Origin of the sequence: Micromonospora sp. CPCC 205739, from assembly GCF_036906795.1 — a bacterium.
Classification (GTDB): domain Bacteria; phylum Actinomycetota; class Actinomycetes; order Mycobacteriales; family Micromonosporaceae; genus Micromonospora.
Genome location: NZ_JBAKHS010000001.1, coordinates 596,973 through 621,272, shown reverse-complemented (window position 1 = coordinate 621,272; position 24,300 = coordinate 596,973). Strand labels below are relative to the sequence as shown.

Below are 24,300 nucleotides of genomic sequence, written 5' to 3'. Positions count from 1 at the left end.
GGGAGGCAAGGGCAAGGGCAAGAAGTGACCGGTCAGCCCAGGGTGGCGAAGCGCTGCACCTGGTCGATCGTGCCCTCCACGATCAGCACGCTGCGCGCGACGAGCACGGTGTCTGCGGTGGCGTAGCGGAACGGTTCCCCGGGCAGCTTCGCGCCGACCACCATCACGCCGTAGCGCTCGGGCGGGGCCAGTTCGCGCAGCGATCGGCCGACCAGGGACGGCGGCACCGGCACCTTGGCGATGGCGAAGTCGTCGCCGAACTCGATGAAGTCGAGCATCCGGCTGACGATCAGGTGCGCCACCCGGTCCCCGGTCTCCACCTCGGGGAAGATCACGTGGTGGGCGCCGACCGAGGACAGGATCTTCGCGTGCCGGTTCGAGTTGGCCCGGGCCCAGATCTGCGGCACGCCGACCTCGGCCAGCGCCAGGACGGTGAGCACGCTCGCCTCCACCGACGCGCCGATCGCGACCACCGCCCGCTGGAAGTCGCCCACGCCCAACTGCCGCAGCGCGTCCTCCTCGGTCGAGTCCGCCTGCACCACCCGGGGCAGGCGCGGCGCCCAGCGCTGCACCCGGTCCAGGTTCCGGTCGATGGCGAGCACCTCGTGGTCGAGCCGGGTCAGCGCCTCGGCCAGGTGGGAACCGAGCCGACCCAGCCCGACGACCGCGATGTCGCCGACCTGCACACTTCTAGCCGACAATGGGTTGCTCCTTCGGGTAGCGGTACAACCGGCGCCGGGTGTTCAACGCGATCGCCGAGCCGATGGCGAGCGGCCCGACCCGGCCGATGTACATCAGGGCGATCAGCAGGTACTGCCCCGGTTCGGGCAGCCGCGGGGTGAGCCCCACCGACATGCCGGTGGTGCTGAAGGCCGAGGTCACCTCGAACAGCGACTCGTTGAACCGGACCCCTTCGGTGATCAGGACCAGTCCGACGGTGCCGGCGACCACCAGCGCGACGCTGAGCAGCGCCACGGTGAGCGCCTGCCGCTGGCTCGACCCGGCGATCCGCCGCCGGCCCATCGTGACGTCCGGCTCGCCGCGCACCTCCGCCCACATCACGAAGGCGAGCAGGAAGAACGTGGAGACCTTGATGCCGCCGGCGGTGCTGGCGCTGCCGCCGCCGATGAACATCATCGCGATGAGCAGGGGATAGCTCTCCTCGCTCAACCACTCGACGTTCATCACGTCGAAGCCACCGGTGCGGGTGAAGGCGATCTGCGTGAACGTGGCGAGCAGCTTGCCGGGCGCGTCGTAGGTGCCGATGGTGCGCGGGTTGCCCCACTCGGCGAGCAGCAGCGCGGCGAAGCCCCCCACCGTCAGCACCACGCTGCCCCAGATGGTCAGCTTGGTGGCGACCGCCCAGCGGGCCGGGCGGCGCCAGTGCCGAGCCGCCTCGAACAGGGCGGGGAAGCCGAGCCCGCCGATGATCGCGCCGACCGTCAGTGGCAACGACACCCAGGGATCCCGGGAGAAGGCGAGCAGGCCGTCGGAGTAGAGCGTGAAACCGCCGTTGTTGAAGGCCTGGATGGAGTGGAACACGCCGGACCAGAGCGCCCGGCCGGGACGGTAGTCGTACGTGAGCCAGAGCCGCCCGCTGATGACCACCGCCATCAGCGCCTCGGTGACGACCACCGTGGTGGCGATGCGGACCAGCATCCACCTGACGTCGCCGACGCCGTACTCGGCCGTCTCGGCCTGGACCAGCAGCCGGTTGCGCAGGCCGAGCTGCCTAGACACCGCGAGGCTCACCAGGGCCGCGCCGGTGAGGATGCCGAGGCCGCCGAGCTGGGTGAGCACGGTGATCATCACCAGCCCGAACTCGTTCCAGTAGTTCGGGGTGTCGGTGACGGCCAGGCCGGTGACCGACACCGCGGAGGTGGCGGTGAACAGCGCGGTGACCAGCGGGGTGTAGCGCTGCTCGCTGGTCGCCCAGGGCAGCATCAGCAGGCCGGTGCCGATCGCGATCGCCACCAGGAATCCGAGCGGCACCAGCCGGACGGGACTGCTGAGGAACCGGCGCACCAGACAATCTTCCGTTTCCCGGCATTTTCGGGTCGGTGAATCGCGTATCCCGCAGGGTTCGCCGGGCGGCCAGCCGCCGACCAACTGGCGGTCAGCCCGGACCGGTCTGCTGGGCCGACCAATCGACGACAGGAGACGGCGTTGCGACGTACCCTTTCCGCCCTCGGCCTGGCCGGCGCCCTGCTCGCGGCGGCCGTTGCCGTGCCCGGCTCGGCGTCGGCCCGCGAGGACGCGGCCGACCGCGCGGACCAGGCCGGCCGGGACCGGGCCGGCCACCGGCCCATCGTGATCGGACACCGCGGCGCGAGCGGCTACCGGCCCGAGCACACCCTGGAGGCCTACCGGCTGGCGATCCGGATGGGCGCCGACTACATCGAGCCGGACCTGGTCTCGACCGCCGACGGCGTGCTGGTCGCCCGGCACGAGAACGAGATCTCGGGCACGACCGACGTGTCGGCCCGGCCGGAGTTCGCCGAGCGCAGGGCCACCAAGACCGTCGACGGGGTCAGGGTCACCGGCTGGTTCACCGAGGACTTCACCCTGGCCGAGCTGAAGACCCTGCGTGCCAAGGAGCGGCTGCCGCAGGTGCGCGTGGCGAACACCGCCTTCGACGGCCGGTTCGAGGTGCCGACGTTCCAGGAGGTCATCGACCTGGCCCGCACCGAGAGCCGCCAGCGGGGCCGCACCGTCGGTGTCTACCCGGAGACCAAGCACCCCAGCTACTTCGCCGCCATCGGGCTGCCGCTGGAGGAGCCGCTGGTCGCGGTCCTGCGCAAGAACCGGCTGACCCATCGGCACGACCCGGTCTTCGTCCAGTCCTTCGAGACCGCCAACCTGCGCAAGCTGGACGCGCTGATCGACGTGCCGCTGGTGCAGCTCCTCGACGCGACCGGCCGCCCGTACGACTTCACCGCCGCCGGTGACGCCCGCACCTACGCCGACCTGGCCACCCCGGCCGGGCTGGCGTGGATCGCCGACTACGCCGACGGCGTCGGTCTGAACAAGAACCCTATCGTGCCCCGCGACGCCACCGGCAAGCTGCGCGCGCCGACCACGGTGGTCCGGGACGCGCACCGCGAGCGCCTGGTCGTGCACGCCTGGACGTTCCGGGCCGAGAACCAGTTCCTCCCGGCCGACCTCCGGATCGGCGCCGACCCGAACGCCCGCGGCGACATCACCGCCGAGTACGAACTCTTCTACCGCCTCGGCCTGGACGGCGTCTTCGCCGACCAGCCCGACACCGCGGTGGCCGCCCGCGCCGGCCTCGCCGCGCGCTGACCGGCCGCGGGCGGTCCATCCACATCGAGTACGCGAGACGGGGTGTCCGGTCGAGCCGGGCACCCCGTTCCGTTGTCCTGGAAGTCGACCGTCTCGACCCTGCGGCTGCGGGTGGTCGGCGGGCAAGGGGTCGGTTCGCGCCCTGTGGAGCTGATGACGTAAACGATTCAGCCCTCGTTCGCCGGGCTGAGTCGTTCACGTCATCAGCTCCACAGCGTCCAGCGGCGCCCTATTGCGGCGGTCGCTCAGCGACGTAGGTGCCACGCCCCGGCTGGCCGGTGATCAGTTCACGGTCGTGCAGCAGGGACATCGCCCGGTAGGCGGTGTTCATGCTGACGCCGTACTGGTCGGTGATCTGGCGACCGGTTGCTCGACGGCGGCCGGCGCTGCCCCCGCCCGGTCGACCACGACGGCCCCTGCGACGTACCACGCCGCCCGCCTGGCGAGTGAGGGAAGCGCCGACGGATGGCGGGGCGATGGCGGGGCGCGACACACGGGCGGGTCCGGTGGTGGCGGCGACGGCCACGGCGGACCGGGGACGTGGACGGACGTACCCGGTGATTGTTACGGTCGGCCACCCTGTCGATATCACTTGTGTGCCGACACCACATAGCCCGTGGGTGACGTCACTTCTAGCGTGAGCCGACACATGCTTCCTGTCCTCACCTGGAGTCGCGATGACGGTCCGGCACACGCGGCGGGCGTTCCTCTCCGCCGCCACGATGATGGCCGCGGCGCTCGCCGCCACGGCCTGCGGCAGCCCGCAGGACACCGCCTCCGGCGGCGGTGGCTCCGCCGCCCCGGTCAAGGTCGGCCTGGTGTACTCCCAGTCGGGTGCGCTGGCCAGTTACGGCAAGCAGTACATCGAGGGGTTCAAGGCGGGCCTCGACCACGCCACCAAGGGCACCGGCAAGGTCGGTGACCGGAAGATCGAGCTGACCGAGGTGGACGACGCGGGCGACCCGGCCAAGGCGGTCTCCGCGGCCAAGGACCTGATCGGCAAGGGTACGAAGATCATTGCCGGCTCGACGGCGTCCGGTGTGGCGCTCCAGGTCGCTCCGATCGCCGCGCAGAACAAGGTGCTCTTCATCTCCGGGCCGGCAGCCACCGATGCGATCACCGGCGCCAACAAGTACACGTTCCGCTCGGGCCGGCAGTCGTACCAGGACGTGGTGACCGCGAAGTCGTTCATCGGCGACCCGGCCGGCAAGAAGGTCGTCGTCTTCGCGCAGGACGGCGCGTTCGGCGACGCCAACGAGGCCGCCGTGAAGGCCGTCATCGGCGGTGCCGGGGCCAGCGTCAGCAGCGTGCGCGCCCCCGCCAGCGCCACCGAGTTCACCCCGTTCGCCAGCCAGATCAAGGCCGCCAAGCCGGACCTGCTCTTCGTCGCCTGGGCCGGCACCACCGCCCCGGCGATGTGGCAGACCCTGGACCAGCAGGGAGTGCTGAGCTCCACCACCGTCGTCACCGGTCTGGACATCCGCGCCTCCTGGCCGACCTTCGGCGCCGCCGGCAGCAAGATCTCCTTCCTGTCGCACTACTTCGACGGGGCCAGCGACACCGAGGCCGCGAAGGCCGCGAAGGCGAAGATCCCCGGCGGGACCATCGACCTGTTCCACCCGGACGGCTTCGCCGCCGCGCAGATGGTCGTCCGCGCCGTGTCCGAGGGTGGCGACGACGTCGACAAGATGGTCAAGGCTCTCGAAGGCTGGACGTTCGACGGGGTGAAGGGGCCGATGACCATCCGCGCCGAGGACCACGCCCTGCTCCAGCCGATGTACCAGGCCAAGCTCTCTGGCAGCGGCACCGCGTTCACCGCCGCCGCCCAGAAGAGCCTGACCGGTGACGAGACCGCGCCGCCGGTCACCCAGATGAAGGGCTGAACCGTGCTCGCCACCCGCGGTCTGACCTGGCGGATCGGAGAGGTCGCCATCGTCAACAGCGTCTACCTCGACCTGGCGCCCGGGGAGTTCCTGGGCGTGATCGGGCCGAACGGCGCCGGCAAGACCTCCCTGTTCAACCTGATCACCGGCCTGCAACGGCCGACCGAGGGCCGGATCCTGCTGGATGGGGAGGACATCACCGCCCTCCCCCCGCACCGGCGGGCCCGCCTCGGGCTGGGACGTACCTTCCAGGCGTCCTCGGTCTTCGGCTCGCTCACCGTCCGGGAGAACGTCCGGCTCGCCGTACAGGCCTACCGGGGTGGCTCGATGAAGCTGTGGCGGCGGGCGGCGGCCGACCGGGAGGTGGCCGCCGCCGCCGACGCGGCGCTCGACCGCGTCGGCCTGCACCACCGGGGTACGGCGCTCGCCGGCACCCTGGCCCACGGCGAGAAGCGAAAGCTGGAGATCGCCCTGCTGCTCGCCGGGGAACCCCGGGTGATGCTGCTGGACGAGCCGATGGCCGGCGTCAGCGCCGAGGACGTGCCCGAACTGGTCGCGGTGATCAAGTCGCTGACCGGCGACAGTGGCCGGGCGGTGCTGATGGTCGAACACCACATGGACGTGATCCTGGAACTCGCCGACCGGATCGCCGTGATGCACCACGGCGCGCTGCTGGCCTGCGACACCCCGGACACCGTGATGGCCAACGCCACCGTCCAGGAGGCGTACCTGGGGGAAGCGCTATGACGGAACCGATTCTCAGCGTCGAGGATCTGTCGGTGCGGATCGCCGGGCTGCACATCCTCCAGGGCGTGTCGTTCACGGTCGCACCGACCGGCGTCACCGTGCTGCTCGGGCGCAACGGCGTCGGCAAGACCACCACGCTGCGCGCGATCGTCGGCCTGACACCGCGCAACGGCGAGGTCCGGGGGAGCATCCGGATGGGCGCGCAGAGCCTGCTCGCCCGCCCCACCCACCGGCTGGTCCGCGGCGGGCTCGGCTACGTGCCGGAGGACCGCTGCGTCTTCGCCGGCCTCACCGTCGCGGAGAACCTGCGGCTCGCCGAACGGCGGGGCACCGCCCCCGCGTACGACAAGGTCTTCGCGCTCTTCCCGGAGCTGGACCGGCGCGGACGGCAACGGGCCGGCTCGCTCTCCGGCGGACAGCAGCAGATGCTCGCCATCGGCCGGGTGCTGCTCAACGACAACCGGCTGCTGCTGGTCGACGAGCCGACCAAGGGATTGGCGCCGAAGGTGGTGACCGAGGTGGCCGAGGTGCTGGAACGGGTGGCCGAGTCGGTGCCGGTGCTGCTGGTCGAGCAGAACCTCGCGGTGGTCCGGCGGCTGGCCCGCGACGCGGTGGTGCTCGCCGCCGGCCAGGTCGCCTGGGCCGGGGACGCGAAGGAACTGCTGCTGGAGACCGGGCTGACGAAGTCGCTGCTCGGGGTCGGCTCGGCGGAGGTGCACTCATGACCACGGTGATCCTGCTGGCCCTGACCGGGCTCGGCCTGGCCGCGCTCTACTTCCTGGTCGCCTCCGGGCTCTCCCTCGTCTTCGGCCTCGCCGACGTGCTCAACTTCGCGCACGGGCTCTTCCTCGGCGTCGGCGCGTACGCCACCTGGTGGGCCGCGGGCAACCTGCCCGGCGCCGGCTCCGACGGTTTCGGCTTCGTGGTGGCCGTCGCCTTCGGCGTGCTCGCCGGGGCCCTCGTCGCGGTGCTGGTGGAGCTGGTGCTGATCCGGCCGCTCTACTCACGCACCATCGAACAGGTGCTGGTCACCGTCGGCCTGTCGCTGGCCGGGGTGGCGCTGCTCCAGGCCACCTGGGGCGCCGACGCGCGCCCGTTCCCGCGCCCCGAGTGGACCCGCCAGGTGACCCCGATCCTCGGCGCGAACGTGCCCAACGGCGGGCTGCTGCTGATCGTCGCCGCGGTGGTGGTGCTCGGCGCGCTGCTCGCCTTCCTCCGCTGGACCCGCTACGGCCTGGTGATCCGGGCCGGGGTGGAGAACCGGGAGATGGTGACCGCGCTCGGCATCGACGTCCGCAAGGCGTTCACCCTGGTCTTCGCGATCGGCGGGGCCGCCGCCGCGCTGGCCGGCGCGCTCGGCAGCGTCTACTTCGGCACGGTCTCGCCCGGTCAGGGCGGCTCACTGCTGATCTTCGCGTTCATCGTGGTGGTGATCGGCGGGATGGGTTCGGTGATCGGGTCCGCGTACGCGGCGGTCGCGGTGGGGCTGCTGCAACAGTTCGTCAACTACTACGCCGTGCAGTATCACGACGACCTGTCGGGTGCCGGTGACATCTGCGTGGTCGCGCTGCTCGCCGTGGTGCTGCTGCTGCGGCCCCAGGGCCTGGCCGGAAAGGTGGCTCACGCATGACCGAGGTCAAGAGTCCCGAGGTGCCGGCCCCGCCCGCGGCGGTGCCCGCCGAGCTGACGCCGGGGCAGCGCCGCTGGCACGGGGTGCGGCCGTGGCTGCCGCTGGTGGCACTGGCGGTGGCGGCCATCCTGCCGTACTCGACGCTGACCCTGCCGGGGATCTTCGAGGGGCCGCTGAACTCGCCGGGCACTCTGCAACTGCTCGCGGTCTGCCTGGTCTTCGGGGGGCTGGCGGCCGGGTACGACCTGCTCTTCGGCCGTACCGGGATGCTCTCGTTCGGGCACGCGCTCTACTTCGCGGCCGGCGTGTACGGCACGGACATCCTCATCACCCGGGTCGGCCTGCCGCTGTGGCAGGCGGCGCTGCTCGCCGTCACCGGGGCGACCACCCTGGCCGCGTTGCTCGGCGCGATCGCGCTGCGCACCGTCGGGATCGCCTTCGCCATGGTGACGCTCGCCTTCGCCCAGGTCGGGGCGATCCTGGTGGCCCGCGACTTCGGCGGGTGGACCGGCGGCGAGGAGGGGCTGCCGCTGGACGTCTCGGGGCTGCCGCCGGCCCTGGTCGGGGTGACCAACACGGTCAACCTGTACTGGCTGGCGCTGGCGTACCTGGCGGTGGTGGTCCTGGTGGTGCACCGGGTCTCCGGCTCGCCCACCGGCCGGGTGCTGGCCGGGCTGCGGGACGACGAGCGGCGGATCGGGGTGCTCGGGCTCGACCCGTACCGGTTCAAGCTGGTGGCGTTCACCCTGGCCGGCGGCCTCGCCTCGGCCGGTGGGGTGGTCTACTGCCTGATCGTCGGCGGTGCCTCGCCGCACATCACCTCCTCGGAGCTGACCCTCTCGCTGCTGGTGATGGTGGTGCTCGGCGGCCCCGGCACGCGCTGGGGCCCGGTGCTCGGCGGCATCCTCTACATGTACCTGGACCACCGCCTCACGGCCTTCGGCACCAGCGACGCCGTGGAGAGCCTCCCGGCCGTCCTCAGCCGCCCGCTGAGCCAGCCGCTGTTCGTCCTCGGCACCGTCTTCATCCTGGCCGTCTACTTCTTCCCCGGCGGCCTGGCCAGCCTCACCTCCCGCCTGACCCCCCTCACCCGAGCCCTCCGCCCCCGCTGACCCCCTCGCATCCCCAACCGGGGTTCTCTGGCGAGCGAGGGAACCGGGGTCTGAGCGTGCCACCGTGGTCGGGTGGGTCGGTGAGCCGGACGTCGCCGCGGCGGTGCGCTGCCTGGCCGGCCCCTCGTCCGGGTCGGCCAGGTGTCGTTCAACGGCGGGTCCGGGGCTCGGCCGCTGACGCCAGCAACGACGGATGGATGGAGCGCGGCCCCCGGCTGCCCGCCAGGGCTGGCTCGGTCCGGATCTGCTGTGTGTAGTCTCGCGCCGTGCTCGGTGGAGGTTTGGGACGTCGGATCCTTGAGAAGCAGCGCCCCCGTCAGGAGCTGCCGCTCCCGGCCTGGCTGAAGGTTCGGTCGCCGCGGTGGGCCGTGGTCGCCGTGGTGCTCGCGGCCGTCGTGCTGTTGGCCTGGGTGCTGTGGCCGGCGGATCCGCCGCCGCCCCGGCAGCGCGAGTACCGGGCCGAGACGGCGTGCTTGCTCACCGGGGAGAAGGGTGTCACGACGCCGGAGGCCGCACCGGTATGGGCGGGCATGCAGGAGGCATCGCTGGCCACTCACGTCAAGATCCAATATCTCGAGGTGAACGGTCCGCAGACCGCCGCCAACGCCGAGAGCTTCCTTGCAAGCCTGGTGCAGAGCAAGTGTGAACTTATTCTCGCCGTCGGTCCGGCACCCGTCGGGGCTTTGCGGGCAACTGCGGCAAGGTTTCCAAGTGTCCACTTCGTTGGTGTCGGAGGTGGAACCGCCGCAAGTAACGTGTCTATTGTAGAAGTAGATCGTCCGGATTCCGCCCGTCAAAAGACGAAGGAATTGGTGGCCGCGCTCGCCGCCTGATCCGGCGGGCAGCTCTCAGGTTCTTCCCAGGATCACCCGTTCAGACGACTTGTGACATCAATCGACCGGGCCGCAGACTCCGCGAGGAAATTTTCACCTCACGGGGGAGGGGATCGGCCATGCGCCGAGCCGTCACCAGTTCTGCGCGCCGTCTGGCCATCGTGGTCGCGGTCGTCTTCGGGCTGAACATCGCCGTACCGGCCGGCGTGGTGCGCCCTGGCGGGGAGTTCCCGCTGACCTGGCTGACCTGGTTCGCCGAGCGGCCCGCCTGGTCGGCGACCGCCGCCTTCCTGGGTCTCCCCGTGGAGCAGAAGGGCAAGCCGACCACCGTCGACCCGCACGTCCCGGCCTCCGCGACCGATGCCCGCAGAGGTGCAGGTCGAGCCCCGGAGCCGGCGCCCGGCACCCTGAAGCCGTACCAGCCGCACCAGCTCGAGGCGACGCCGAAGAACAGCGGCCCGGCAGAGCAGGGCTTCAACGACCGGACCAGCAAGCGGGTCGCCGCCCGTTCCAGCGCCCGCTCCGACGTGTACGCCAACGCCGACGGCTCGTACACCAAGCGGACCTACGACCGCCCGGTCAACTACCGCGCGACCGACGGCAGCTGGCGGAAGATCGATTCCGGCCTCGTCCGGCAGGCCGACGGCCGGCTGCACGTGAAGGCGAACGGGCTCGGCATCTCGGTCGCCGGTGCGGCCGCCCCGACGACCGCCGGGGCCCGTGCCGCCACCCCCGGCAACGACCTGGCACGCGTCGCGCTCACCAGCGGCGAGAGCGTGGGCTACCAGCTTGAGGGCGCGACGCTCGCCACCCCTGTGGTCGACGGTGCCACCGCTCACTACCGCGACATCCTGCCGCACACCGATCTCGAGCTGACCGCCTTCGACGCCGGCGTCAAGGAGACCATCGTCCTCCGCTCGGCGGAGGCGGCGTCGAGCTGGGTGTTCCCGCTGCGGCTCAGCGGTCTCACCCCGCGGCTGACCGCCCAGGGCTCGGTCGAGCTGCTCAACGCCGACGGCAAGGCCGTCGCCTGGTTCCCGCGCGGCTTCATGCAGGACTCCAAGGTCGACCCGAAGTCCGGTGCCCCGGCCGAGTCCGACAAGGTCGTCTTCGAGCTGGTCACCGTCGGGGGTGCTCCCGCGCTGAAGGTCACCGCCGACCAGGCCTGGCTGCGCGACCCCGCACGGCAGTACCCGGTGCGGATCGACCCGACGGCCACCACCGGCACCACCGGTGACGTCTTCGTCGACAACGACAGCACCACCACGCACAACGGCGACAACCTGCCGGTCGGCACCTACAACGGCGGCACGACCAAGGCTCGCTCGTTCATCCACCTCGACGATTTCGACAACAACGGGTTCGTCGGCAAGCGGTTCAGCGCGGCGAAGTTGTTCCTGTACCACACGTGGTCGTACGACTGCGCCACGCACAAGCCGTTCTACGTGCACCGGGTCACCCAGGCATGGACCGTCGCGGACCTCAGCACGGCCAGCTACCCGGGGCCGACGATCTCGTCGTCGATCGGCTCGCTGACCGTCAGCGACAACAACCCGGCCTGCACCAACAGCGCCGCCAACCGCAGCGTCGGCAAGTGGGTCAGCGTCCCGCTCAACGTCGACACCTTCAACGACTGGTCCACGGGCGGCGCGAACGAGGGCCTCGCGCTGACCGCGTCGGAGACCGACTCCACCGCGTGGAAGCGGTTCACCGCAGCGAACTACGGCGCCGGGGCGTACAAGCCGTACCTCGAGTTCACCTACACCAACGACGTCGCGCCGCAGGTCAACCTCCGATACCCGGCCAACAACACGCTGGTGCAGACGCTCACCCCCGAGCTGCTCTCCCGCGCCGTCGACCCGGACAACTGGCCGGCCAAGGGCCTGACCTACAACTACGTGGTCACCGACGCCGAGACCAGGGCCACCGTGGTCAACTCGGGCTGGATCACCAGCCCCAGCTGGACGGTGCCGTCGGGCAAGCTGACCTGGAACAAGACGTACCTCTACAGCGTCCAGGTCTACGACAAGGCCGCGTACAGCGCGGTCTCCCCGCTGTACGCCTTCACCACCTCGGTGCCGCAGCCGCTGCTCACCGCGAACCTCGCGCAGAACGCCGGCAAGGGCTACGACCCGAGCGTCGGCAACTACACGACCTCGGCCACGGACGCCAGCGTGGCCACGGTGGGCCCGTCGCTCTCGGTCACCCGAAGCTACAACAGCCTCGACACCCGGCGCAGCAACGCCTTCGGCGCCGGTTGGTCCAGTCTGCTGGACGTGCGCGCGACCCAGGTCAAGGACGTGGCGGGCAGCATCCAGTCGGTGCTCATCACCTACCCGACCGGCCAGGACGTGGCCATGGGGCGCAACGCCGACGGCAGCTTCACCACCACCTCCGGCCGGTACTCGGTGTTCAAGGAGAACAAGGACACCGCGGGGGCGGTGACCGGCTACACGCTCACCGACAAGGACGGCACGGTCTACGTCTTCAGCCAGCCGGCCGGCACCGGCGTCTACAAGGTTACCCAGATCACCGACGCCAACGGCCGCTCGCTCAGCTTCTCCTACGACGCCACGGGGAACCTGACCAAGCTCACCTCGGCCTCCGGCCGGTCGCTGTACGTCACCTGGTCGACCCCGGCCGGGTCGAGTGCTCCGCACGTCGCGACGGTCTACACCGACCCCGCCACGGCCGGCGACGGGGGCACCTCGGCGACCTGGCAGTACACCTACGGTCCCAACGACACGTTGAGCAAGGTCTGCCCGCCGACGGACGGGGTCAACTGCACCACGTACCAGACGGATACCACCTCCCAGTACGCCAACGCGGTGCTGAACGCCGGCCCGTACTCGTACTGGCCGCTGAACGAGGCGAGCGGCGCGACCATCGCGGGGAGCCGGGTGCTCAGCAACGCCGGTGTCGACAACGCCCGCTACAACGGCGTGACGCTGGGCCAGCCGGCCGGCCTGGCCGGCTCGACCGCCACCACCGCCGGCTTCAACGGGACCAGCTCGTACGTGCAGCTCCCTGGCAAGCTGGTCGCCGACGGCCAGTACCAGTCGATCAGCATGTGGTTCAAGACCACTGCCCTCAACGGCGTGCTGTTCAGCTACAACGGCGACGCGATCACGAAGGGCACCACGACCGGCAACTACACCCCGGCGCTGTACATCGGCAGCGACGGCAAGCTGCACGGCCAGTGGTACCAGGGCAACGCCACGCAGGCGATGGCGTCCACCTCCGTGGTGAACGACGGCGCCTGGCACCACGTGGTGCTCGCCGGCGCGGGCGACACGCAGTCCCTCTACCTCGACGGCACCCTGCACGGCACCCTGGCGGGCACCATCGCCCAGGTCCCCAACGGCTCCGCGAACGTGCAGATCGGCGCCGGCTTCGTCGGTGGTGGATGGCCAAGCCACAAGAACACCGGCGCCTCCCCGGCGGTGGCCAACTACTTCTCCGGCTCGATCTCCGACGTGGCGTTCTTCAACCAGGCGCTCACCCAGACCACGATCGCCGCCCTGAACCGCGCCGGCCGGACCAACCACCCGGTGCTCAGCAAGGTGGTCCGCCCCTCCGGCGGCGTCACCGCGGAGATCTCGTACGACAAGACCACGGGTCGGGTCGCCAGCGTCAAGGACGAGAACGGCGGCACCTGGACCATGGGTACCCCGACCGTCTCCGGTGACAGCGACGTGTACGCCGCCTCGGTGCTCGGCGCGAAGCCGGTCGACTACTGGCGGCTCGGCGAGGTCGACGTCACCGACGCGATCAACGAGGTCGAGGGCGGCACGGCCACCTTCAACAACACCACGCTCGGCGTCGCCGGTCCGTTCAGCGACAGCAAGGCCGCTTCGTTCAACGGCTCCAGCTCGTACCTGCAGATGCCGGGGGAGGACATCCCCACCACCGGACCCAACTCGGTCGAGATGTGGTTCAAGATGCCGTCCGGCAGTACCGCCGGTGGCACGCTCTTCAGTTTCCAGACGGGGGACATCGCCACCCCCACGTTCACCGGCAGCTGGGTGCCCGCGCTCTACATCGGCACGGACGGCAAGCTGCGCGGCAAGTGGTGCTGGTGTGGCGGCAACACCACCAACGGACCCATCACCACCGCAGCGGTGAACGATGGCAAGTGGCACCACGTCGCACTCACCCTCAGCGGCTCCACCCAGAAGCTCTACCTCGACGGGGCGACCGTCGGTCAACTCGCCCTGGCCGGGGAGACCAACGCCGCCGCCAACGCCTACATCGGCGCCGGATACACCAAGTCGTGGCCGTACTCCCCGACGAGCGGGGTGGCGTACTTCCCGGGCTCCATCGCCGAGGTGGCGTTCTACCGCACGCAGCTCAGCGACGCCCAGGTGAGCTCCCACTTCCAGGCGTCGAAGCAGACCGTTCCGCTCGCGGTGACCATGGTGAACGGGCAGACCACGGCCGTCGCGATGCCGGTCTCGACGGTCACGGTCACCGGCCCGACCGGTGAGCGGCTTTCCTACAGCTACGACGTGGTCAACGGCAACCGGATGGTGGCCCAGACCGACGCGCTCGATAACACCACGAAGTTCGGTTACGACGTCGGCGGCTTCGGCAACCTGACCTACGATCCGAACGGCGTGTGGACGCAGGAGCTCCAGGACGTCCGGGGCAACACCAAGCAGGTCATCACCTGCCAGGACCAGTCGGCCAGCAAGTGCTCGTCGGTCTACTACACCTACTACGCGAACTCGGCCGACCCGCTCGACTGGTCCACCGCCCAACTGCCGGTGATGTTCAACGACTTCGACGGCGACGGCTACCCGGACATCGTTTACCGGGAGGCCACCGACAACAGCATCCAGATGGTGCGGAGCAACGGTTCCGGTGGCTGGCTGACCAGCATCCCGACGAAGATCGGTACGAGCATCGCCTCCGCCAACCTGATCGTCGGCAGCAAGGACTTCAACGGCGATGGCAAGCCGGACATCCTCTGGCGCAGCTCGACCGACGGCAACATGTACCTGCTCGCCGGCAACGGCGCGGGCGGCTGGACGACCGGCAGCTCGGTGAAGATCGGCCCGGCGGTCGGCTCGGCGAACCTCATGGTGATGTCCCGCGACTTCAGCGGCGACGGCAAGCCGGATCTCATCTTCCGCAGCTCGGTCGACAACAACCTGTACATGCTCAAGGGCAACGGCACCGGCGGCTGGATCAGCACCGTCGCGACGCAGATCGGCAGCGGCTGGCAGAACGCCGACCTGCTGGCCGCCCCGGGGGACTTCAACGGTGACGGCAAGGACGACATCGTCTACCGCAACTCCACGGACAAGAACCTCTACATGGTCGCCGGCAACGGCACCGGCGGCTGGGCGACCGGTACGTCCATCAAGATCAGCACGGGCTGGGGTTCGGCGAACGCGCTGCTCACCGCAGGCGACTTCGACGGCGACAAGAAGGCCGACTTCGTCTACCGCAAGTCGACCGACAACGACATGTACCTGGTCTCGGGCAACGGCACCGGCGGCTGGGTCACCGGCGCCTCGGTCAAGATCGGTGGCCAGCCTGATCCACGCAACGACGTCATCCTGACGATGCGGGACGGCCGTTCGGCGTCGGAGAACGACAACACCTACAAGACGAGCTACGGCTACGACGCCAAGGGCAACCAGACCACCATGACGGACCCGCTCGGCCGGGTCACCCGCACCACCTACACGGACGGCACCACCGTTGCGGCCAAGGACGGTGGGTTCGCCCCGGCCGGCCTGGCCTCGACGGTGACCACGCCGGGTGGGCAGGTCCAGCAGGTTGTCTACTACGCCAGTGGTGACATCGCCGAGGTGATCGAGCCGGCTGGCAAGATCACCCGGTACACCTACGACGGGTTGGGCCGCCCGGTCAGCGAGACCGAGGTGACCGACACCTTCCCGTCCGGGCTGACCACCACCCGTACCTTCGACAAGCTGGGCCGGCAGGTCAGCGAGACCGAGCCGGGCGTGACCAACCGGGTCACCGGCGCGGTGCACACCGCGAAGACCGACACCACCTACGACGTCGACGGCAACGTGGTCGAGCAGACGGTCAGCGACACCACCGGTGGTGACGCGTCGCGGACGGAAAAGCACACCTACAACGCGTACGGCCAGGAGACGGCGACCACCAACGCCACCCTCCAGACCACCACGATGGAGTACGACCTGTACGGCCGGGTGGTCAAGGAGATCGAGCCGGACGGCGGGGTCACCACCAGCACCTACGACGTCGAGGGCAACCTGCTCAAGTCCACCGTGATCGGTTTCACCGGTGACCCGAACAACCCCTCCCCGCCCCGGGACCTGGTCACCACCACGCGGTCGTACGACCCGGCCGGTCGCCTCGCGTCCGAGACCGACGCGATGGGCTGGACCACGTCGTACACCTACACCGACAACGGCCTGCAGGCCCGGGTCACCCGGACCGACGGCACCAAGACGTTCGTGGTGGAGGAGCACACCTACGACGCGGCCGGCAACGAGCTAACCGAGGTCACCAACAACGGCCGCAGCACCACCAGCACGAAGTACGACGCCGCGGGCCGGGCCTACCAGACCATCGTCGACCCGAACGGATTGAACCGCACCACCACGCTCACCTACGACACCGACGACAACGTCATCTCCACGGTCTCGACCCACGGTGTGAACGGCCCCGTCACCGGCGTCTCCGAGGCGCAGTACGACAAGGCCGGCCGGGCGATCGCGGAGACCACGTACCCGTCGACTGCGCTGACCCCGGTCGCGCGCTGGAAGCTCAATGAGACCTCCGGCACCAAGGCCGCAGACTCGGTCGGCAACAGCCCGGGCACGGCCACGGGGAACGTCGGTTGGTCCGCCGAGCGTGGTGGCTCCGCGGCCTTCTACGACGCCAACACCACGCGGATCAGTACCGGTGGCCCGGTGCTGGACACGACCCGTTCCTACACGGTCTCTGCCTGGGTCAACCTGGCCAACGGCGACTGGAACCGGGCCGCGGTGTCGCAGGACGGTGAGGTCCCCAGCGCCTTCCTGCTCGGCTACGAGAAGCAGACCAGCAAATGGCGCATGCTTCTGTCGAAGTCGTCGACGACCTCGGTCGGCGCCCGGTCGGCGGGAACGGCAGCGCTGAACACCTGGACCCACCTCACCGGCGTCTACGACGCCGGCGCGAAGACGGTGGCCCTGTACGTCAACGGCGTCCAGGAAGGCGTCACCGCCACCGTCGACCAGTCGTTGCGCGCCGACGGTCCGCTCGTCATCGGTGGCGGCCGCTGGGACGGGCATGCCAGCGACGCCTGGTCGGGCAAGATCAGTGACGTCCAGGTCTACCAGAAGGCGCTGGACGCGACCCAGATCTCGCAGCTCAAGGCCGGTACCGCGCCGGCCGCCGACGCGCAGGTCATCCGTACCTCGCAGGTGGTGGACCAGGACGGGCTGCCCACGTCGGTCACCGACGAGAACGGCAACACGACCTTCCAGAGCTACGACGAGGAAGGCCGGGTGGTGAAGACGACCGCCCCGGCGGCCATGGTCGAGCAGGCCGGGCAGCTGCCGGCGCTGGCCAACGCGGTGAGCTGGACGGGCTACAACACCTTCGACGAGCCGACCGACAGCAAGGACGCGAACGGCAACTGGTCGGTCACCGGGTACGACGCCGCCGGCCGGGTGGTGTCACAGAAGATGCCCAGCTACACCCCGCCGGGTTCGGCCACGCCGATCGTCCCGGAGACCACGCAGACCTACGACGCGGTCGGCCAGGTCACCTCGGTCACGGACCCGCTCGGCAAGATCACTCGGTACGACTACGACCAGCTCGGTCGGCTGTCGAAGGAGACCGCGCCGAACGACGGCGCGACCACCTACACCTACAACGACATCGGCAACCTGCTCTCAGCGAAGGACCCGTCCGGTGCGGTGAGCACGGCCACCTACGACTACCTCGGCCGTAAGCTCACCTCGACCGAAGTGGTCCGGCAGAGCAGCACGAACTACACCACCCGCTACACCTACGACGACACCTCGGCCCTGCAGACCACCCAGGTCACCTCGGCCGCCGGTGTGAACAGCACGACCACCTACAACGCGGCGGGCGAGCCGCTGACCGTCAAGGACGGCGCGAACAACGTCAGCAGCTACATGTACGACAGCGAGGGGCGGACCATCCGCTCGACCCGTCCGGACAATTCATACTCCACGGTCGCCTACGACATGGCGGACCGCGCCACCGTCACGGCGGAGTACAGCCCCACGGACACCCTGCTGTCGTCGCAGTCGGCCCGGTACGACCGGGCCGGCAACATGGTGGCCACCACCGACGCCCGCGGCACCACCACCACCTTCGAGTACGACGCCACGGGCGTGTTGACCAAGCAGATCCAGCCGATCTCGGGGTCGGATGCGATCCAGACGACGTTCGGCTACGACCTTGAGGGCAACCGCACCCGGTTCACCGATGGTCGGGGCAACGCCTTCTTCACCACGTACAACTCGTGGGGCCTGCCCGAGTCGCAGATCGAGCCGGCCACGGCGGCCCACACCGACCCGGCCGACCGCACCTTCACCATCGAGTACGACCGCGGCGGCCGGCCGGCGAAGCAGACGCTGCCCGGCGGGGTGACGGTCACCAACTCCTACGACGACATGGGCCAGCTGGTCCGGCAGGCAGGCGCGGGCGCCGAGGCGGCCACCGAGGACCGGGTCTTCGGCTACGACGTGGCCGGCCGGATGACCTCACTCGCCGGCTCGGGCGGCACGAACACGATCAGCTATGACGACCGTGGCCTGCCGCTGTCGGTGACCGGCCCGTTGGGGAACTCGTCGTTCGGCTACGACCCGGACGGTCGACTGGCCTCCCGCCAGGACGCCGCCGGCACCACCTCCTACGGGTACGACGGCGCGGGTCGGCTTTCGACGCTGAGCAACCCGACCGCCGGCGTGCAGATGGCCTACACCTACAACAACCTCTCCCAGGTCACCAAGATCACCTACGGGACCAATGGGAACAGCCGGAACTTCACCTTCGACCCGCTGCGCCGGCTCAAGGACGACGAGCTGAAGTCGTCGACCGGCACCTCGCTGGCGAAGATCAGCTACGGGTGGGACGCCAACAGCAACATCACGTCGAAGACCACCACGGGCTTCGCCGGCTCGGCGACCAACACCTACACCTACGACCTGGCCGACCGGCTGACGTCGTGGAACAACGGCACCAGCACGACCGTGTACGCCTACGACAAGTCCGGTAACCGGGTGCAGAACGGCGCCAAGCTGTTCACCTACGACCAGCGCAACCGGCTGCAGACCGCCGACGGGGTGAACTACACCTACACCGCCCGGGGCACGCTGGCCCAGGCGGGCGGCAACACCACGAGCACCGACGCCTTCGGGCAGGTGGTGTCGCAGCAGTCCGCGGGCGGCACGCAGACCTACACGTACGACGGTCTGGGCCGGGCCATCCGCCCCAACTTCTCGTACACCGGTCTGGCGAACGACCTGGCCGGTGACGGTTCGGCGACCTACGTGCGGGGCCCGTCCGGCGAGGTGGTCGGCGCCGCCGCCGGCGGCACCCAGCGGATGGTCTGGACGGACCTGCACACCGACGTGGTCGGGCAGTTCACGGCGACCGGGACGGCGCTCGCCGGCTCGATGACCTACGACCCGCTCGGCAAGGTGGTCAACACCAGCGGTCTGCTCGGCTCGCTGGGCTACCAGTCGGAGTGGACCGACGCGCTCACCTCGCGGGTCAACATGCACGCCCGCTGGTACAACACCGACACCGGGCAGTTCGACACCCGGGACACGGCCAGCAACAGCCCGGTGCCGGACTCGATCAACGCCAACCGCTACCAGTACGGCGACGCCAACCCGCTGACGGTCACCGACCCGACGGGGCACTGGGGCCTGGGCAGCCTGAAGCGGGCCTTCACCTCGACGGTCAACTCGGTGCGCTCGTACGCCTCGTCGGCGTACTCGTACGCCTCGTCCTACGCGTCGAGCTACTACTCGTACGCCTCGTCGTACGCGTACTCGGCGTACAGCTCGGCGAAGAGCACCGTCAAGAAGACCTATCACCGGGCCAAGGCGACGGTGAAGAAGAAGTACCACCAGGCCAAGCGGAAGTACAACCAGGTCAAGCGCTACGCCAAGAAGAAGTACCACCAGGCCAAGCGGGCGATCAAGAAGAAGATCGAACAGGGTCGCAAGTACGTCTCGAAGAAGATCGCCGCAGCCAAGAAACGCGCGAAACACCTCTACAACAAGGCCAAGCAAGCCGGTAAGAAGATCGCGGCAAAGGCCCACCGTGCCGTCAAGAAGGCGGTCAGCAACGTCAAGGACGCGGCGAATGCGACCAAGAAGTGGGTCAAGGAGCACAAGGACGTCCTGATCGAGGTCGCCGCGATCGGCGGCGCGATCCTCGCCGGCATGGCCTGCACCGCGGTCACCGCTGGTGTCGGTGCCCTGGCCTGCATGGCCGGTGCGGGTGCGCTGATCAACCTGGCGAAGGACGCGGCGCAGGGTGACATCCACAGCATCGGCGACGCCCTGGGCTCGCTGGGCACGGGTACGGTGACCGGTCTGATCGGTGGCGCCGGTGGCGCCATCGCCAGCCGGGTCGGCGCGGTCGTCGCCAAGAAGGTCGGCACCGGCCTGGCTGGCCGGCTCGCCACGGAGGCGGCGGAGAACGGCGTCGAGGACGCGGTCGACCAGGTCGCGACCTCGGGCCGGTACAACCCCCGCGCCGCGGTGGAGAACATGGTCCCGGGCCTGAACCTGATCAAGGGCGGCGGCGGCGGAAGCTCGTGCTCGACCGACGCCCGTAACGGGGGCCGTCGGCACAGCTTCGACCCGAAGACCAAGGTCCTGATGGCCGACGGTTCGAAGCGCCCGATCGAGGACGTCAACGTCGGCGACAAGGTCGCCGCGACCGACCCGAAGACCGGCAAGTCGGAGCCGAAGACGGTCACCCAGCTGCACCGCAACATCGACCAGGATCTGACCGATCTGACCGTCCGCGGCCAGGACGGCAAGACGACGAAGGTCAAGACGACCCAGCACCACCCGTTCTGGAACGCGTCGAAGCGCAAGTGGGACGACGCCAAGGACCTGAAGCCGGGCACGAAGCTGCTGGTGCGCGGTACGGGTGCGGTCACCGTCGTCGCGGTGCTCAACAAGGCGGGCACCGAGGAGATGCGCGACCTCACGGTCGCCGACATCCACACCTACTACGTGTTGGCCGACGACGACCCAGTGCTGGTGCACAACTGCGGCGGCGGCGAGGACGGCCACGGCGCGGCGTGTAAGTGTGCTACCGGTGGGCGGCCGATCGGGCCTGACGGGAAGTTCCTGCCGAATCCCAATCCGCTTGTTCCGGGTGAGGTCGACGCTGACGGCATGGTGCGCGGCACAAACAAGTCCGGTTACACGACGAGCCGAGGCGGTTGGCGTACGGACACGACGAATGAGGCGTGGGCGAGCGGGACGCCTGGACCTCGCGGGGGAGTCATGTGCCCGCGGCAGGGGCCGAACTGCGCGGGCGAGGTGTTCCGTAATCCAACGGCAGGCCAGCCGGCCGGCGACATGGGTCACTGGCCGGAGGCGCATACGAATCGCCGTTATCCAGCCAACATCACTCGTGAGGAATTCCTGGACGAATATCAGAAGGACGTGCGAATAGAATGCATCCCTTGCAACCGAGGTGCTGGTAATCGGCAGGACGGGTAGGGTGTCGGGGTGCCTGTACTGATCGATCACCTCGAGCGCCGCCTCGGACAGCTGACCAGTGGCTGGAAGGGGGCGGTGCGAGAGGGGCTGCCCACCGTCAACGTCGCGTGCTTCACGGGTGGGGTCTTCCCGGATACCACCGGCTACGCCACCGTGGGGCTAAGTCGCGTGCCGCTGCATCACCCCGGCCAGGACGGGCACCTCCTCCTAGAGTTCATCGCCGCTGAGCACGGTCCTGACGACGTTGCTCGCAGCATGTTCCCCCGCGCGCTGGAATTCGTCGCGTCAAGGTGTCTCGATACCCGTGAAGCCGTGCTTCGGGGTGACGTCATACCTCTTCCGGAAGGCATCGTCCAGGGCACCCATTTCACCGCGCTGTACGCGGCGCTGCCGGTTTACTACGACACGGATTTCAAGTCGGTGGTTACTGAGAATGGTGATGCGGTAGCTATCGCATGGCTGATCCCTGTCACTCCCAGCGAAGCGCAATTCATCTTGGATCGTGGTTGGGGTCAGTTTGAGGGCGAGTTGCTCAAACATGACCCTGATCTGATGGACATGACTAGAAAAGCTATCGCCTAGCCTGTCTGCTGTTCCCTTTCGACCTCGGGAGCCGGGCGCCTTGACACCTGATCTGGGCGCCCGGCTCTCTCGTACCTCGCCCCTGAGGGGCTTCCAGGGTGGTGTGGACGTCGTGGCCGCTGTATACGGCCGGCGGCTGCCGCCGATCGCCTGTTGGAAAGGCTAGGATCTGGAGTGCTGGCCGTACGAGGTGACCGGTGGCCGGCGGATCTCGTACCTGACCGACGATGAGTCGTACCGTCTGGCTCACGCACGTGCGGGGGCCGGCGATCCGCGTGAGACGACCTGATCCTTGACCAGCAAAGGCGTGTGCCGCCGAGGCTGGTAGAAATGCCGGATGAGCCAGGATCGGGCGGCGGTACGGGAGCGGGCCGAGGCGGTGCTGCGCCGGCTGGCCGGCGAGCACGCCCGACTCCGCGAGGACCAGTGGCGGGCGATCGAGGCCCTGGTGGTGGACCGACGCCGGGTGCTCTGCGTGCAGCGCACCGGCTGGGGCAAGTCCGCGGTCTACTTCGTGGCCACCGCCCTGCTGCGGGAGCGCGGTGAGCACGGTCCGACCGTCATCGTCTCGCCGCTGCTGGCGCTGATGCGCAACCAGGTGGAGTCGGCGGCCCGGGCGGGCATCCGGGCCCGCACCATCAACTCCGCCAACCTGGACGAGTGGGACGAGATCACCGCCGAGATCCACGCCGGCGCGGTGGACGTGCTGCTGATCAGCCCGGAACGGCTCAACAATCCGGACTTCCGGGACACCGTGCTGCCGAGGCTGGCCGCCACCACCGGGCTGCTGGTGGTGGACGAGGCGCACTGCGTCTCCGACTGGGGGCACGACTTCCGGCCGGACTACCGCCGGCTGCGGACCTTCCTCGGCAACCTGCCCGAGCGCACCCCGGTGCTCGCCACCACCGCCACGGCCAACGAACGGGTCACCGCCGACGTCGCCGAGCAGCTCGGTGACGCCCTGGTGCTGCGCGGCACCCTCGACCGGGAGTCGCTGCGGTTGGGCGTACTGGACCTGCCCAGCCCGGCGCACCGGCTGGCCTGGCTCGCCGACCACCTGGACCGGCTCCCCGGCTCCGGGATCGTCTACACCCTGACCGTGGCGGCGGCGGGGGAGACCGCCGAGTTCCTCCGCTCGCGCGGCTGGTCGGTGGCCTCCTACACCGGTCAGGCCGAGGACGCCGACCGGCGCGCCGCCGAGCAGGACCTGCTGGACAACAAGATCAAGGCGCTGGTCGCCACCTCCGCGCTGGGCATGGGCTTCGACAAGCCGGACCTCGGCTTCGTGGTGCACCTGGGCGCGCCGCCCTCGCCGATCGCCTACTACCAGCAGGTCGGCCGCGCCGGGCGGGCCGTCGAGCACGCCGAGGTGCTGCTGCTGCCCGGTGTCGAGGACGCGGCCATCTGGCGCTACTTCGCCTCGCTCGCCTTCCCTCCGGAGGAGCAGGTGCGGGCGGTGCTCGCCGCGCTGCACACCGACCGGCCGCTCTCCACCCAGGCCCTCGAACCGATCGTCGACCTGCGCCGGGCCCGCCTGGAGCTGATGCTCAAGGTGCTCGACGTCGACGGCGCGGTCCGCCGGGTGCGCGGCGGCTGGCTCGCCACCGGCGAGCCCTGGGTCTACGACGAGGCCCGGTTGCGTCGCGTCGCCCAGGCGCGCACCGCCGAGCAGCAGGCCATGCGGGAGTACGCGACCACGCCCGGCTGCCGGATGCGCTACCTGCGCGAGTGCCTGGACGACACCGGGGCGGCCGACTGCGGCCGGTGCGACCGCTGCGCCGACCCGCTGTTCACGCCCGAGGTCTCCGACGCCGCGCTGACCGCCGCGCAGACCTTCCTGGGCCGCCCCGGGGTGGAGATCCCGCCGAAGAAGCTCTGGCCGACCGGGCTGGACGCGGTCGGCGTACCCCTCAAGGGGCGGATTCCCCCCGGCGAGCAGGCGCTGGCCGGGCGGGCCGTCGGGCGCCTGTCGGACCTGGGCTGGGGTGGGCGGCTGCGCGGGCTGGTCGGTCCGGAGGCGGCGGACGGTCCGGTCCCCGACGACGTGGCGGCGGCGGTGGTGGAGGTGCTCAAGGTGTGGGCACGCGGCGACGACCCGTGGCCGCGCCGCCCGGTCGGCGTGGTCGCCGTCGGGTCCCGCACGCACCCCAGGCTGGTCGACTCGCTCGCCGAGCGGATCGCCACGGTGGGCCGGCTGCCGCTGCTCGGCCGGGTGGTCCCGACCGGGTCCGCCGGGGCCGGCGGGCCGCGCGGCAACAGCGCCCAGCGGGTACGCGCGCTGCACGACGCGTTCGCCGTGCCGGACGAGCTGGCCGAGGCGCTGGCCGGACTGGACGGGCCGGTGCTGCTCGTCGACGACCTGGTCGACTCCGGCTGGACGGTGACCATGGTGGCCCGGCTGCTGCGCCGGGCGGGCGCCCCGGACGTGCTCCCGCTCGCCCTCGCCGTCGCGGGCTGAGGGACGCTCCACCCCTGCCGGGCCGGTCGTCGGCGCGC

12 protein-coding genes are annotated in these 24,300 nt (G+C 69.9%); 10 read left to right on the top strand and 2 right to left on the bottom strand.

Annotated elements, in window-relative coordinates; all coding sequences use genetic code 11:
- Window positions 1-32: 32 nt before the first annotated feature.
- Together V6U88_RS02925 and V6U88_RS02920 are read right to left on the bottom strand one after the other, a co-directional pair.
- Window positions 33-701 (bottom strand): potassium channel family protein, encoded by a 669-nt coding sequence (locus tag V6U88_RS02925; protein WP_334449598.1) that lies wholly within the window; start codon window positions 699-701, stop codon window positions 33-35.
- Window positions 691-2,025: a TrkH family potassium uptake protein gene (locus V6U88_RS02920; protein ID WP_334449596.1), complete on the bottom strand. Its 1,335-nt coding sequence runs from the start codon at window positions 2,023-2,025 to the stop codon at window positions 691-693. The genes V6U88_RS02925 and V6U88_RS02920 overlap by 11 nt, the downstream gene beginning before the upstream one ends.
- A gap of 141 nt (window positions 2,026-2,166) precedes the next feature.
- Here V6U88_RS02920 and V6U88_RS02915 point away from each other — a divergent pair, with 141 nt between their 5' ends.
- From V6U88_RS02915 to V6U88_RS02870, 10 genes are all read left to right on the top strand, one after another.
- Window positions 2,167-3,303 (top strand): glycerophosphodiester phosphodiesterase, encoded by a 1,137-nt coding sequence (locus tag V6U88_RS02915; protein WP_334449594.1) that lies wholly within the window; start codon window positions 2,167-2,169, stop codon window positions 3,301-3,303.
- Between the two features lie 677 nt (window positions 3,304-3,980).
- A complete protein-coding gene (locus tag V6U88_RS02910) occupies window positions 3,981-5,186 on the top strand; it encodes a substrate-binding domain-containing protein (protein ID WP_334449592.1) in 1,206 nt (401 codons plus the stop codon).
- A 3-nt stretch (window positions 5,187-5,189) separates the two neighbouring features.
- Window positions 5,190-5,933, top strand: a complete 744-nt coding sequence (locus V6U88_RS02905) for an ABC transporter ATP-binding protein (protein ID WP_334449591.1) — start codon at window positions 5,190-5,192, stop codon at window positions 5,931-5,933.
- The gene (locus V6U88_RS02900) at window positions 5,930-6,658 is read left to right on the top strand and encodes an ABC transporter ATP-binding protein (RefSeq protein ID WP_334449589.1); all 729 of its coding nucleotides are present in this window, start codon (window positions 5,930-5,932) and stop codon (window positions 6,656-6,658) included. Before V6U88_RS02905 ends, V6U88_RS02900 begins: the two co-directional genes overlap by 4 nt.
- Entirely contained in the window at window positions 6,655-7,563 is a 909-nt protein-coding gene (locus V6U88_RS02895) for a branched-chain amino acid ABC transporter permease (RefSeq protein WP_334449588.1), read from the top strand. The genes V6U88_RS02900 and V6U88_RS02895 overlap by 4 nt, the downstream gene beginning before the upstream one ends.
- Window positions 7,560-8,675 (top strand): branched-chain amino acid ABC transporter permease, encoded by a 1,116-nt coding sequence (locus V6U88_RS02890; RefSeq protein ID WP_334449586.1) that lies wholly within the window; start codon window positions 7,560-7,562, stop codon window positions 8,673-8,675. Before V6U88_RS02895 ends, V6U88_RS02890 begins: the two co-directional genes overlap by 4 nt.
- Window positions 8,676-9,043: 368 nt before the next feature.
- Window positions 9,044-9,508, top strand: coding sequence for a hypothetical protein (locus V6U88_RS02885; RefSeq protein ID WP_334449585.1), 465 nt, complete (start codon window positions 9,044-9,046; stop codon window positions 9,506-9,508).
- A gap of 119 nt (window positions 9,509-9,627) precedes the next feature.
- Window positions 9,628-21,222: a LamG-like jellyroll fold domain-containing protein gene (locus V6U88_RS02880; protein WP_334449584.1), complete on the top strand. Its 11,595-nt coding sequence runs from the start codon at window positions 9,628-9,630 to the stop codon at window positions 21,220-21,222.
- A 9-nt stretch (window positions 21,223-21,231) separates the two neighbouring features.
- Complete coding sequence (locus V6U88_RS02875) at window positions 21,232-21,804, top strand: suppressor of fused domain protein (RefSeq protein WP_334449583.1); 573 nt, start codon at window positions 21,232-21,234, stop codon at window positions 21,802-21,804.
- A 337-nt stretch (window positions 21,805-22,141) separates the two neighbouring features.
- The gene (locus V6U88_RS02870; protein ID WP_334449582.1) at window positions 22,142-24,262 is read left to right on the top strand and encodes a RecQ family ATP-dependent DNA helicase; all 2,121 of its coding nucleotides are present in this window, start codon (window positions 22,142-22,144) and stop codon (window positions 24,260-24,262) included.
- Window positions 24,263-24,300: the final 38 nt, after the last annotated feature.

What these genes read in the sequence shown, in the direction of transcription:
- V6U88_RS02910 (WP_334449592.1), top strand. Translation starts at nt 3,981, where the DNA reads ATGACGGTCCGGCACACGCGGCGGGCGTTCCTCTCCGCCGCCACGATG.
- V6U88_RS02900 (WP_334449589.1), top strand. Translation starts at nt 5,930, where the DNA reads ATGACGGAACCGATTCTCAGCGTCGAGGATCTGTCGGTGCGGATCGCC.
- V6U88_RS02895 (WP_334449588.1), top strand. Translation starts at nt 6,655, where the DNA reads ATGACCACGGTGATCCTGCTGGCCCTGACCGGGCTCGGCCTGGCCGCG.
- V6U88_RS02890 (WP_334449586.1), top strand. Translation starts at nt 7,560, where the DNA reads ATGACCGAGGTCAAGAGTCCCGAGGTGCCGGCCCCGCCCGCGGCGGTG.
- V6U88_RS02880 (WP_334449584.1), top strand. Translation starts at nt 9,628, where the DNA reads ATGCGCCGAGCCGTCACCAGTTCTGCGCGCCGTCTGGCCATCGTGGTC.
- V6U88_RS02870 (WP_334449582.1), top strand. Translation starts at nt 22,142, where the DNA reads ATGAGCCAGGATCGGGCGGCGGTACGGGAGCGGGCCGAGGCGGTGCTG.